The sequence below is a fragment of the Parabacteroides massiliensis genome, from assembly GCF_900155425.1.
Classification (GTDB): domain Bacteria; phylum Bacteroidota; class Bacteroidia; order Bacteroidales; family Tannerellaceae; genus Parabacteroides; species Parabacteroides massiliensis.
The window spans coordinates 1,017,545-1,029,636 of the sequence record NZ_LT700189.1 but is presented as its reverse complement, the minus strand read 5'-3'; the positions used below and the strand labels follow the sequence as shown (position 1 = coordinate 1,029,636).

11 protein-coding genes are annotated in these 12,092 nt (G+C 46.6%); 4 read left to right on the top strand and 7 right to left on the bottom strand.

The window, feature by feature from the left end; genetic code table 11:
• Positions 1 to 84: 84 nt before the first annotated feature.
• The 5 genes from BQ9893_RS04405 to kbl all read right to left on the bottom strand — a co-directional run bounded on the left by BQ9893_RS04405 (position 85) and on the right by kbl (position 3,668).
• Complete coding sequence (locus BQ9893_RS04405; protein ID WP_075964904.1) at positions 85 to 771, bottom strand: response regulator transcription factor; 687 nt, start codon at positions 769 to 771, stop codon at positions 85 to 87.
• Positions 772 to 876: 105 nt separating this feature from the next.
• Positions 877 to 1,722: a histidinol-phosphatase gene (locus BQ9893_RS04400; protein WP_075964903.1), complete on the bottom strand. Its 846-nt coding sequence runs from the start codon at positions 1,720 to 1,722 to the stop codon at positions 877 to 879.
• Positions 1,723 to 1,729: 7 nt separating this feature from the next.
• Positions 1,730 to 2,110 carry a type II toxin-antitoxin system RelE/ParE family toxin gene (locus BQ9893_RS04395; protein WP_244155082.1) on the bottom strand — a complete coding sequence of 127 codons (381 nt, stop codon included), beginning with the start codon at positions 2,108 to 2,110 and terminating at the stop codon, positions 1,730 to 1,732.
• A 4-nt stretch (positions 2,111 to 2,114) separates the two neighbouring features.
• Complete coding sequence (locus tag BQ9893_RS04390) at positions 2,115 to 2,354, bottom strand: hypothetical protein (RefSeq protein ID WP_139322560.1); 240 nt, start codon at positions 2,352 to 2,354, stop codon at positions 2,115 to 2,117.
• Between the two features lie 123 nt (positions 2,355 to 2,477).
• The gene (kbl, locus tag BQ9893_RS04385) at positions 2,478 to 3,668 is read right to left on the bottom strand and encodes a glycine C-acetyltransferase (RefSeq protein ID WP_075964900.1); all 1,191 of its coding nucleotides are present in this window, start codon (positions 3,666 to 3,668) and stop codon (positions 2,478 to 2,480) included.
• 207 nt (positions 3,669 to 3,875) lie between these two features.
• Here kbl and BQ9893_RS04380 point away from each other — a divergent pair, with 207 nt between their 5' ends.
• A complete protein-coding gene (locus BQ9893_RS04380; protein WP_075964899.1) occupies positions 3,876 to 4,829 on the top strand; it encodes an NAD-dependent epimerase/dehydratase family protein in 954 nt (317 codons plus the stop codon).
• 335 nt (positions 4,830 to 5,164) lie between these two features.
• Here BQ9893_RS04380 and BQ9893_RS04375 read toward each other — a convergent pair whose 3' ends face one another.
• Entirely contained in the window at positions 5,165 to 5,845 is a 681-nt protein-coding gene (locus BQ9893_RS04375) for an MIP/aquaporin family protein (protein ID WP_075964898.1), read from the bottom strand.
• Positions 5,846 to 5,897: 52 nt separating this feature from the next.
• Complete coding sequence (locus BQ9893_RS04370) at positions 5,898 to 6,083, bottom strand: PLDc N-terminal domain-containing protein (RefSeq protein WP_081415360.1); 186 nt, start codon at positions 6,081 to 6,083, stop codon at positions 5,898 to 5,900.
• A 642-nt stretch (positions 6,084 to 6,725) separates the two neighbouring features.
• Between BQ9893_RS04370 and mgrA the strand changes: the two genes are divergently transcribed.
• The 3 genes from mgrA (at position 6,726) to BQ9893_RS04355 (ending at position 12,073) form a co-directional block, all read left to right on the top strand.
• Positions 6,726 to 7,718, top strand: coding sequence for an L-glyceraldehyde 3-phosphate reductase (gene mgrA / locus BQ9893_RS04365; RefSeq protein ID WP_075964896.1), 993 nt, complete (start codon positions 6,726 to 6,728; stop codon positions 7,716 to 7,718).
• A gap of 209 nt (positions 7,719 to 7,927) precedes the next feature.
• Positions 7,928 to 10,843 (top strand): PD-(D/E)XK nuclease family protein, encoded by a 2,916-nt coding sequence (locus tag BQ9893_RS04360; RefSeq protein WP_075964895.1) that lies wholly within the window; start codon positions 7,928 to 7,930, stop codon positions 10,841 to 10,843.
• Between the two features lie 51 nt (positions 10,844 to 10,894).
• Complete coding sequence (locus BQ9893_RS04355; protein ID WP_075964894.1) at positions 10,895 to 12,073, top strand: MFS transporter; 1,179 nt, start codon at positions 10,895 to 10,897, stop codon at positions 12,071 to 12,073.
• Positions 12,074 to 12,092: the final 19 nt, after the last annotated feature.

The window sequence follows — 12,092 nt, the reverse complement described above, 5'->3', positions numbered from 1 at the left end:
AAAGTGGAGGATTGAAAGTTGGGTGCTGAAAGTTGAGAGTTGAGGTCTGTGTGTCCTCCGCTTTCCACTTTCAGCTCTCAACTTTCAATTCTCAAAGCAATATCCGAAACCGAGGCGCGTCACGATGTTCTTGCCGTATGGCCCGATCTTTTTGCGCAGGCGGGTGATGTTTACATCGATGGTACGGTCGAGCACATACACTTCGTCTTTCCATATCCGGGAAAGGATTTCTTCGCGCGAGAACACGTTCCCTTTGTTTTCGAGGAGGAGTTTCAGTATCTCGAACTCTTTTTTGGTGAGCGGGACTTCCTGCCCGTCGACGGTGGCTTTGATCCGCTTCGTGTCGAGTGAGAGGGTTTCGTATTTGAGGCATTCGTTTCCCTGTTCTTTCTCTTTATCCGATGTGCGGCGCAGCACGGCTTTCACGCGTGCCACTACCTGGCGGATGGAGAAGGGCTTGGATATATAGTCGTCAGCTCCCAAGTTGAACCCGGTCAGCATATCGTTTTCGGTGTCTTTGGCCGTCAGAAAGATGATGGGGATATCGGCCGTCTTTTCTTCCTTCCTGAGGATACTGGCCATCTTGAATCCGGATATTTCACCCATCATGACGTCCAAAAGCAGCAATTGGTAGGAGGCAATGTCCAGCTTCAACGCTTCTTCGGCACTGAAAGCCGTGTCTACCTCATACCCTTCTATTTCAAGATTGAACTTGAGGATCTCGCATAAATCCTCTTCGTCGTCCACTACAAGAATCTTCGGTGTAGCCATAATTTTGTCTCTTATATTTATTACCAATACAATTTACATCTGCAAAGGACGCGGTTCTGTGTTTCGATGGAATGAAATACATGTTACAATCATGTTACAAATACGTCAGATCGCCACATCCTGCCATTGCCCGCCGACCAGTTCGCGGGTAGACCTGAAACCGGCTTTTTTCAGCAGTTCGAATGCTTCCGCACGTCCGTCGTTCACCAAGTCGGGATAGTGGCAGTCGGAGTTTACCATCACCGGAATGTCCAGTTCGCGCAGGCGGTGCAGATAGTCGGCGTGCGGATAGACCTCCTGCTTCTTCATGAGGTTTTTCGTGTTGACTTCGACCATCAGCCCTTTTTCGGCAATCAGGTGCAGGCAGTCGTCGAGTGGTTTCTGGTACCAGTCTGCTTGCAGGTCGAAACCTTCGCACTTATGGCCGTTCATGTATATCTTGTCCATGTGTCCGACGATGTCGATCCCGCCGGCTTCGATCATTTGCTGCGTGGAGTTGAAATAGTGGGCGACCAATTTGCGGATATCCCCGTCGTAGTAGGTGTCGACCGACTTCTGGTATTCCCGGAAAGAACCGTCGATGCACACCATGTTCTTCTCTGCAAGCGGCTGTGCGATAGGTAGAAAATGAATGGAACCGATACGGTAATCGAGCGGCAGGTTACGGAAGTAGGGGATGGACGCGTTGTAGCTCTTGTCTAAGAAATCGATTTCCAATCCTACATATATTTCCAACCGGTCGCTGTATTTCTTTTTCAGCCGTTCTATCTCCATCAAGTATTCGGGCATATCGTCTTTCGACATGTTCCAAAATGTTTCGAACGGCAGTGGCGAGTGGGAAGAAAAGCCGTAGGCGCGAAATCCGTGCGAGACAGCAAATTTAACGAAGTCTTCCGGCATGCTCCGCCCGTCACAGAATGTACAATGACTATGATAGTTACTGAGTTGCATAAATTTTTTACTTGTCTGTTTTTATATATGGAATTGAAGGTTCGTTTAAAATAGCAGGTTCTGTTTGGACTATGTGATCGATATAATTGGCAAGGGATTTCGGTTCTCGTCTGGTGTCCCATAATGCAGCAATATTCACTGACTCTTGCCTGATCAGATAAATAACCTTTACGTTCCGATGTATGACAAGCGAACGCCAAGGTTCGGGACGGTGGTTCAGCAAAGGTTCCAACGGCCCGATACTGGGGAAAGTTCCGAGCTGATCGATTTTATTCATAGTAGATGCAATGATTTTTTTTGCTAAGCGATTTCCAAAAAAAGCTTCACAATAAAAACGAAGCCGATCCAAATCCTTGTTTGCCCCGGAAGACCATTTTATTTTTTTCATCACATTAATCATCAAATGTTTTCATTATTCTTTTAAAGACTTCCTCATGATCCATGCCACCCCCTTCTTCCATCTCCTTTAAAGCCTGGTCCAATTTGGAATCCATTTCCTGCATGGAATAGCAGAGGCCGAAGTCTGTTTCCTCTTCTTCGTCTTCTATCTCCACATAATTGAGAGTGCGCAGATATTCGATCAGAGCTTTCGCTTCGGGACGGCTGTCGTCTATAATTACGGTTGTTCTCATATTCTTACGTTGTTTTGTGATAGGACAAAGGTAATTCTTTTCTTTTGAAGAATAGTCCATTTAAAAGAAAAAGGCGAAGACCGTTTCCAGTCCTCGCCTTTGCTCTTTTGCTTCAAAACGAACTTATTTGATTACGTTCAGTTCTTTTCCTACTTTGATAAATGCAGCGATTGCTTTATCCAGATGTGCCGTTTCGTGGCCGGCGGACAGCTGTACGCGGATACGAGCCTGGCCTTTAGGTACTACCGGATAGTAGAAGCCGGTTACATAAATGCCTTCTTCCTGCATCTTGGCAGCGAAATCCTGGGATAATTTAGCGTCATACAGCATAACGGCGCAGATGGCGGACTGGGTCGGTTTGATGTCGAAACCGGCAGCCAGCATCTTGTCGCGGAAGTAGTTGACGTTGTTCATCAGTTTCGTATGCAGGTCGTCGTTTTCTTTCAGCATCTTGAACATTTCCAGACTGGCGCCTACGATAGCGGGGGCAACAGAGTTGGAAAACAGGTAAGGACGGGAGCGCTGGCGCAACATGTCGATGATCTCTTTCTTTCCGGTTGTGAATCCGCCCATGGCGCCACCGAATGCTTTACCCAGCGTACCGGTGAAAACGTCTATGCGTCCGTAGCAATTGAACTGTTCGGCAACACCGTGTCCGGTCGGACCGACGACACCGGCAGAGTGAGACTCGTCGACCATTACCAAGGCATCGTATTTTTCGGCCAGTTCGCATATCTTGTCCATCGGAGCCACATTTCCGTCCATCGAGAACACGCCGTCTGTTGCGATGATGCGGTGACGTTGTGCCTGGGCTTCTTGCAGGCAACGTTCCAGATCGGCCATGTCTGCGTTGGCATAACGGTAGCGTTTTGCCTTGCAAAGACGTACACCGTCGATGATGGAAGCATGGTTCAAAGCGTCGGAGATGATTGCGTCTTCTTCCGTGAACAGCGGTTCGAACAACCCCCCGTTGGCATCGAAACATGCTGCGTACAGGATCGTATCTTCAGTCTTGAAGTAATCGGAGATAGCGGCTTCCAGTTGTTTGTGCAGATCCTGTGTACCGCAGATGAAACGGACGGACGACATGCCGTATCCGTGTGTATCCATAGCTTCTTTGGCAGCCTTGATCAGACGTTGGTTGTCAGACAGGCCCAGATAGTTGTTTGCACAGAAGTTCAAAACGTCGCTTCCGGCGTTTACTTTGATGTCGGCTCTTTGAGGAGTGGTGATGATACGCTCGTTCTTATACAAACCGGCAGCTTTGATGTTTGCCAATTCCTGAGTAAGGAAATCTTTCAGTTTACCGTACATAACTTTGTTTTTTGTTAGTATTTTTAATTAAGTTGAATTTAGATCTCTTTAAATCGCAGACAAGTTGCAAAATATTATGTCTGCCGATGTGGCAAAGGTCATATTTTTTTTGAATATATGAGCTAAAAAATACAAGAATTTCATACATAAATGTTTTTATTCTCTATACCTTTGTCACCGAAAAAACTTAAAAAAACATCAAACGCAATGAAAAATGTATTAGTAATTGGTTCTACCGGTCAGATTGGATCAGAGTTAACCATGAAGTTGAGAGGTATCTACGGTGGAAACATTGTAGCAGGTTACATTCCCGGACAGGAGCCTAAAGGCGAACTGCTGGAATCCGGACCATCTGCAATTGTCGACATTACAAACGAACAGCAGATTGCTGAGACGGTGTCCAAGTATAAGGTAGATACGATTTATAACTTGGCTGCATTGCTGTCTGCCGTTGCAGAAGCAAAACCGCAGCTTGCCTGGAAAATAGGTATGGGTGGTTTGTTTAACGTATTGGAAGTTGCCCGCGAAATGCATTGTGCGGTATTCACTCCGAGTTCAATCGGTGTGTTCGGAAATAACACGCCGAAGGATAAGACTCCGCAGGACACGATCCGTAATCCGCGTACGATGTACGGTGTTACAAAGGTTTCCGGAGAATTGTTGAGCGACTACTACTATATCCGTTTCGGTGTCGACACTCGTTCCGTCCGTTTTCCGGGGCTTATCTCTTATGTGACACCTCCGGGTGGTGGTACGACCGACTATGCTGTCGATATCTATTATTCGGCAGCCAAAGGTGAAAAGTTCGTATGTCCGATCAAACAGGGTACATTCATGGATATGATGTATATGCCGGACGGTCTGCGTGCTGCTATTGAAATTATGGAAGCCGACTCGACGAAGTTCGTCCATCGTAACTCTTTCAACATCGCTTCCATGAGCTTTGATCCTGAGATTATTTATAATAATATCAAAAAGTATATGCCGGACTTCCAGATGGAATATAATGTGGATCCGTTGCGTCAGGCTATCGCAGAATCATGGCCAAACTCTCTGGACGACACATGTGCCCGTGAAGAATGGGGCTGGAAACCGGAGTATGATCTGGATTCCATGACACAGGATATGCTGGCTAAGCTGAAAGAACGTTTCAAGAAGTAAGATTTTCACCGGTCATTAAGAGATCGATACAAAAAAGGCGGCTGTCCTTCGGGATGGCCGCCTTTTTATTTGCGTCGTTTTTATCCGGCATTGTAAAGGTTGTCTCTATGCAGACATAGCGATTGCCGGTGTTGGAGGCAACTAATGCAAAAATGCCTGAAAAACTATGTTGTAAAACATGAAATAGTTAAATCAGGTTAAGGATGCGCACTTTTTAGAGGTATTATTATGCTGCATAACATAAACTCTCTATATTTGCATCGTGTTTTTCATGGTATTAGATTTAAGGTTAACAATGAAGATTGGCTGTCCGTGACGGATGGCCATTTCTGTTTTTAGTCATTTTGTTTGAGATCGCCGACCATCTTCCAGATCAGAGCAGACAAAGCTGCGCCTATGAATGGGCCAACAATAAACAACCAAAGTTGTGATAAAGCTTCTCCACCTTGAAATACGGCGGGAGCGATGCTGCGTGCCGGGTTTACGGACGTGCCAGTGATAGGTATGCATACGATATGTACCAACACTAAAGATAAACCTATGGCTAACCCTGCAAAATTGCCGGCTCCTTTCTTGGCATCGGTTGTGCCCAATACAACAAAGACAAACACACAAGTGAACACGATTTCAGCCAACAAGCCACCTATCGTACTCACACCGGCGGCACATGCATTGGCTCCGGTCGTAGTGGCGTATGCCATGTCGATGTTGGATGTTAAGAGATATAGGATACCGGAACCAATGAATGCTCCGATCACTTGGAAAAGCATGTACATCAATCCTTCATTGCTCTTCATACGTCCGGACAACATACACCCCAACGTGATTGCCGGGTTGATGTGGCAACCCGATATGCCTCCAATTGTATAGGCCATTGCCACAACCGAAAGCCCGAAAGCCATCGCTACCATTAATACCTGTGCCGGACTGCCGCAACCACCATTGAAGATTGCGCTGCCGCACCCCATAAGAACCAGCACCATTGTGCCGACCATTTCTGCTAAATATTTTTTCATGTCAATAAATATTAGAAGGGGACTTGTGTTAAAACATAAATCTCCGGTTAGATTATTTAAACCATTCTGTTACATGATTTTTTGCCCAAAAATAATAGAGTGCCAACCCTATCCAGCTGGTAAGAAGCAAAAGCACGGTCATGATGATTTTCCCAATAGTCGTGATGTTTTTTTTGAATACATCCACGATCGCCAAGACGGTACATACAATACCGACAATCCAAATAATTGTTCCCATAATTTACGAATAAGTTACGTTATTAATAAACTTGCTGTTTTTTGATGTGGCAAAAATATATATTTTATTTAAAAAGGTAAAGATTGTTTTGCTTATTCTAAAATGTGCCTTGTCTTTTTTTTGATCCCTTATTGTAATATCCTTCAAAAAGCCATTGGTTCAAATCGAAACTACTACCGCATCTATTTGAGTTTTCTACCCCGTTTAGATCAAATTACATATAAGGGTAATATTTTTTAACAAACATCTATTTCTTGCATGCTGTTGTAGATTAGAATTTTATGTGGTTTTTGGCTCTTTATGGGGGATATTGTCGTTTTTTCGAAAAGAATAGGTACAGGGTTGGTGGAAAACAGGCTTCGGTTGGTTGCAAACGGTGTTGGTTAATTATGTTTTGCAGCATGTTTTCGTTAAATAGATTTAAATAAATGAGATTTCCAAATAGAAATGTATGCTACATAACATAAAACCGCTATATTTGCATCGTGTTTTTCATGGTATTAGATTTAAGGTTAACAATGAAGATTGGCTGTCCGTGAGGATGGCCTTTTTTTGTTTTTGTCCGAATGGCCTGTTCTTTGGGTATTCTTGATTATATTTGTATCTCTGAAAAAAGATTCATGGTAACTAAAATATCATAGTATGGAAATATACAAAGCAAATGATAACCGGTATGCCGATATGGTTTACAGGCGTTGCGGGCGGAGCGGATTGCTGTTGCCGGCCATCTCTTTGGGATTGTGGCATAACTTTGGCAGCGTGGATGTGTTCGACAACTTCATTCAGATTGCACATACCGCTTTTGATAATGGGATTACACATTTTGACCTTGCCAATAATTACGGTCCTGCATACGGATCGGCGGAAGAAAACTTCGGCCGTATCCTGAAGAAAGGCCTGGGAAGATACCGGGACGAGCTTGTTATTTCCACGAAGGCGGGATATGATATGTGGCCCGGTCCGTATGGAAACTGGGGAAGTCGCAAGTATCTGATGGCAAGCCTGGACCAGAGCCTCGGACGGATGGGATTGGAATATGTGGACATTTTCTATTCGCATCGTCCGGACCCGCAGACGCCGGTCGAGGAAACGATGGGAGCGTTGGCCGACATCGTCCGACAGGGAAAAGCCTTGTATGTCGGGATCTCGAACTACAATGCCGAACAGACCGGCAAGGCACTCGCTGTCTTGAAGGAGCATCGTGTGCCTTGTCTGATTCATCAGGCACGCTATTCGATGTTGGATCGCTGGACCGAACCGGAACTCTTGCCGCTGCTGAAGCAGGAAGGGGTGGGAATGATCGCCTTCTCGCCGTTGGCACAGGGCTTGCTGACGGACAAATACTTGAACGGTATCCCCGAAAATTCACGTGCTGCCAAATCTACGGGCCATCTGCAACGCGAGCAGGTGACGGAAGAAAAGATAAATAGAATCCGCCAGTTGAATGAGCTTGCAAAACAACGCGGCCAGACGCTTGCGGAAATGGCGCTTGCCTGGCTGCTGAAGGACGACCGGGTGACGAGTGTCCTGGTGGGCGCCAGTTCGGTCGCGCAGTTGGCGGACAATTTGAAGGCGTTGCAAAACACGGCTTTTACAACGGAAGAGTTGCAGGCGATAGAGAGTATATTGCAATAAAATAATATAAATACTGATTTACTGGTGTATAATGAAATAATGGTGTCTCGTAGGGGCGGGGTTCTACTCCGCCCAATGAAAATAAAGTCCGCCTTGCCGGATTCGAAGGGCAGAGCAGAGCCCTGCCCCTACAAACGACAATTATTTTGTATGGCCGTGTCATCCAAGTCCCATACCGATAAATCAACATTTACCAATTCAAACAACTAATGATACCATTCTTATATCAGGTCGCATCCCTGTTTTATTCCAAATACGGAGCAGAAGTCAGCCGCTTGGCTTTTGTTTTTCCGAACCGCCGTACGGGGCTGTTCTTTCAGAAATATTTGTCGGAAGTATCGGAGAAACCGCTTTTCTCGCCGACGATCCTGACGATCAACGATTTGTTTGTGCAGTTGAGCGGAAAGCAGACGGCAGACCGGATCAGCATGTTGTTTAAACTGTATGATATCTATTTGGACCATAGCGGTTCTTCCGAAACATTCGACGAGTTTCTTTATTGGGGGGAAATGTTGTTGAATGACTTCGATGATATCGACAAATACATGGTTGACGCCCGCATGCTTTTTACAAACGTGACGGACCTTCGTGAGATTGAGAATGATTTCAGCTTTTTAAGCCCCGAACAGATTGCGGCTATCCGGACCTTTTGGTCTTCTTTCTATCCGAAAGGAGATACGCCCAACCAGGAACAGTTTTTGGCAGTCTGGCAAATTCTATACGCCCTATATGCCGATTTGCGGGAAGCGCTTGCTGCCGAAGGCAAGGGATATGAAGGGATGATTTTTCGGGAAGTGGTCGAGCTGCTGGAGAAAAACGAATGTTGCGACCTTCCTTATACGAAAGTCGTGTTTGTCGGCCTGAACGCCCTCTCTGTGGCCGAAGAACGTTTCCTGTCCGAGTTGCAGAAACGGGGAATAGCCGATTTCTATTGGGATTATGCTTCGCCGAAAGTGACGGATCCGGATAATAAAGCCTCTTACTTCGTAGAACGCAATTTGCGGCAATTCCCGTCGCAATTAATTGGCAATGGGCAATTGGCAACTGACAATGAAGATGGCGGCAAAAAGAAGATAGAGGTGATCGGCATTCCTTCCGGCATCGGACAGGCCAAACAGGTGCACAGTCTTTTAAGTGAACTTTGCAAGGAAGACGAGATGAGCGCGGAAGAAGCGTTGCGGACGGCTGTGATCCTGCCGGATGAACACTTGTTGATCCCGGTCTTGAATGCCATCCCCGAACAAATCAGGCGGATCAACGTGACGATGGGATATCCGTTGGCCGGTACGCCGGTCGCTTCTTTGATGGAATATATTCTGGCTTTGCAAAAGAACATTCGCTATGTGGACCGGCGACCGGTGTTTTATTTTCGGGATGTCTTGCCGATCTTGAACCATCGGTATGTCTCGACGACCTCTCCTGAGGTGGTTTCCGACCTGGTGAAAGATATTTCGGAAAACAACAAGATTTACATATCCTATGACGATCTGAACAAGACCCCCTTGTTGTCCATTCTCTTTACGCCGGTAACGGCGGTGGATGCTTTCTCCGATTATCTGATTGGCGTGTTGCAGGAGTTGAATAAAGCAGTGGAAAGTGGAAAGTGGAAAGTGGAAAATATAGATAGTGACGCGGAGCAACTTTCAACTTCCGACTCTCAACTTTCAACTATTAACGATATCGAGCAAGAGTTTATCTTCCATTATTTCGCTACCGTCAACCGGATGAAGGAAGTCATGCAGGAGGCGAATGTCGAAATGAAGATCGATACCTATTTCCGTTTGCTGAAACGTGTGACAGACACGATTACGATCCCTTTCCACGGCGAACCTCTTTCCGGCTTGCAGATCATGGGGGTTTTGGAGACTCGTGCGCTCGATTTCGACCGATTGATTATCCTTTCGATGAATGAAGGAATTTTCCCGTTAAGGAAAGCAGCCAATTCGTTCATTCCTTATAATCTTCGCCGAGGATTCGGCCTGCCGACATACGAGCATCAGGACAGCGTTTGGGCGTATCATTTCTATCGTTTGATCTACCGTGCCAGCCACGTCAGCCTGCTCTATGACACCCGGAGTAACGGATTGCAGACGGGCGAGGTGAGTCGTTTCGTCCATCAATTGCATTATCATTATGAGGAACCGATACGGAACAAACTGGTCGTTTACAACGTCTCTTCTTCCAAGACTCCGGCCTTGCAGGTGGCAAAGACGAAGGAAGTCATGAACCGCCTGGCGGCTTTCCGGCGTGGCGGAGAGAGGGCGATATCGGCAAGTGCAGTCAATACTTATTTGGATTGTCCGCTGAAGTTCTATTTCTCCGTTGTCGAAGGCATACGGGAAGAAGAAGAGGTGAGCGAAACGATCGAAAGTAATATTTTCGGAAGCATCCTGCATAAGGTGATGGAAGAATTGTATCAGCCTTTCTGCGGGAAGATGGTGACGGCCGATCTGCTGAAAGCGATCCGGAAGGATACGCCAATGTTGATGGGGGCGGTTGCCCGTGCTTTTGCCGAGATTTTCTTTAAGACAGATATCGTTCGTCCGCTTACCGGACAGAATTTCCTGATCGGCGAGATGATCCGCAAATATGTGGAGAAAGTGCTGGAACGGGATGCCAAACTGACTCCTTTCCGTTATATCGAATCGGAAAAGAAGATAAAAAACCTTTTCCCGTTGGCGGATAAGAGCGAAATCCAGCTGAAAGGATTCATCGACCGTATAGACGAAGTGCGCGATGCTGTCCGCATCATCGACTACAAGAGTGGGAGCGGAACGACACAGTTCACTTCAGTCGAGGCCCTTTTCGACAAAGAGGATAAAGATCGTGCCAAGGCTGTCATGCAGGTCTTTATGTATGCATGGATGTATGGGGCGAAAGCGATCCAGCCGGGTATCTATTACATGCGGACTCTTTTTTCTCCCTCTTTCGACTCCGGTATTTATCGCCGTACGGACCGGTTCAAGACAGAACAGGTCTTGGACTTCGACAATTATCGTACGGATTTTGAAAACAGCCTGCGAAATTGCCTGGATGAAATCTTCGACACAGAAACTCCATTCCGGCAAACCCCGAACGGCAAAGCCTGCTTGTATTGCCCGTTTAAGGACATTTGTGGAAAATGATAATTTTGTTGTTTCTTTGCAGCCGGAAAAACAAAAAGATTGAATTAGGTTATGAAGAAAGGTTTGTATGCATTGTCCTTTGGCACATTCGGGCTGGGGATTGCAGAGTTTATTATGATGAGTATCTTGCCGGATGTGGCGGCGGGATTTAATATTTCTTTATCTGAAGCCGGACATCTTATTTCGGCTTATGCGTTGGGGGTCTGCGTGGGAGCACCATTGGTCGTGCTGGTGGCCAGAAGTTGGCCGTTGCGTACGATCCTGCTTGCCTTGGTCGGGCTTTCCGTTACAGGGAACCTGCTGATGGCTTTGTCGTCCGATTATTGGATGGGTGTGTGTGCCCGGTTTATATCGGGATTACCGCATGGGGCTTACTTCGGAGTCGGTTCGATTGTCGCCAGCCGTTTGGCGGAGAAAGGGAAAAGCACTTCTGCCGTAGCGATTATGATTATGGGAATGACGGTCGCTAATTTGTTCGGTGTCCCGGCCGGGAATTTTCTGGGACATTCCCTGTCTTGGCGTTTAGTCTTTGTGATTGCTGCGGTATGGGGTGGTGTGACGATTTGTTTTATCCGGCGCTGGGTCCCTGTTTTGCCTGCTCTGCCGGCAACTAATCTGAAAGGACAGTTCCGCTTTTTGAAAAGGCCGGAGCCTTGGATGCTGATTGCTGCTACCATGCTGGGAAACGGAGGGGCTTTTTGCTGGTACAGTTATGTCAACCCGTTGATGACGGAGGTGTCCGGTTTCAGCGTCGGGACGATGCCGGTATTGATGTTGCTGGCAGGTGCGAGCATGTGTGTCGGTAACTATTTGGGAGGACATTTTTCCGATCGTTTTACGCCGGGTGTTGTGGCGATGTCCATGCAGTTCTTGATGTTCGCTTCACTTCTGATGATTTATATTTTCGCCTCGTCTGGCTTTTTGTCCGCTTTGCTGATGTGCGTTTGTACCGGTTGTCTGTTTGCCGTTTCTTCTCCGCAGCAATTGTTATTGCTTCAATATTCGCCCGGCGGAGAAATGATGGGCGGAGCAATGGTGCAGCTTGCTTTTAACTTAGGAAATGCTGTGGGGGCTTATTTCGGTGGATTAGCGATCGAACATGGCGCAGGGGTGGAAAGTACGGCGTTGATCGGTTCGGTTTTCGCCTTGTTGGGCACTACAGTGTTTTTGATATTCAACTATATGGCGCTAAAATCTCGGCGAGGGTTGCTTTTGAAAGGGAGAATATAATCTCTGAGGCAGGAGAGAT

What these genes read in the sequence shown, in the direction of transcription:
- BQ9893_RS04405 (WP_075964904.1), bottom strand. Translation starts at nt 771, where the DNA reads ATGGCTACACCGAAGATTCTTGTAGTGGACGACGAAGAGGATTTATGC.
- BQ9893_RS04400 (WP_075964903.1), bottom strand. Translation starts at nt 1,722, where the DNA reads ATGCAACTCAGTAACTATCATAGTCATTGTACATTCTGTGACGGGCGG.
- BQ9893_RS04395 (WP_244155082.1), bottom strand. Translation starts at nt 2,110, where the DNA reads ATGAAAAAAATAAAATGGTCTTCCGGGGCAAACAAGGATTTGGATCGG.
- BQ9893_RS04390 (WP_139322560.1), bottom strand. Translation starts at nt 2,354, where the DNA reads ATGAGAACAACCGTAATTATAGACGACAGCCGTCCCGAAGCGAAAGCT.
- kbl (WP_075964900.1), bottom strand. Translation starts at nt 3,668, where the DNA reads ATGTACGGTAAACTGAAAGATTTCCTTACTCAGGAATTGGCAAACATC.
- BQ9893_RS04380 (WP_075964899.1), top strand. Translation starts at nt 3,876, where the DNA reads ATGAAAAATGTATTAGTAATTGGTTCTACCGGTCAGATTGGATCAGAG.
- BQ9893_RS04375 (WP_075964898.1), bottom strand. Translation starts at nt 5,845, where the DNA reads ATGAAAAAATATTTAGCAGAAATGGTCGGCACAATGGTGCTGGTTCTT.
- BQ9893_RS04370 (WP_081415360.1), bottom strand. Translation starts at nt 6,083, where the DNA reads ATGGGAACAATTATTTGGATTGTCGGTATTGTATGTACCGTCTTGGCG.
- mgrA (WP_075964896.1), top strand. Translation starts at nt 6,726, where the DNA reads ATGGAAATATACAAAGCAAATGATAACCGGTATGCCGATATGGTTTAC.
- BQ9893_RS04360 (WP_075964895.1), top strand. Translation starts at nt 7,928, where the DNA reads ATGATACCATTCTTATATCAGGTCGCATCCCTGTTTTATTCCAAATAC.
- BQ9893_RS04355 (WP_075964894.1), top strand. Translation starts at nt 10,895, where the DNA reads ATGAAGAAAGGTTTGTATGCATTGTCCTTTGGCACATTCGGGCTGGGG.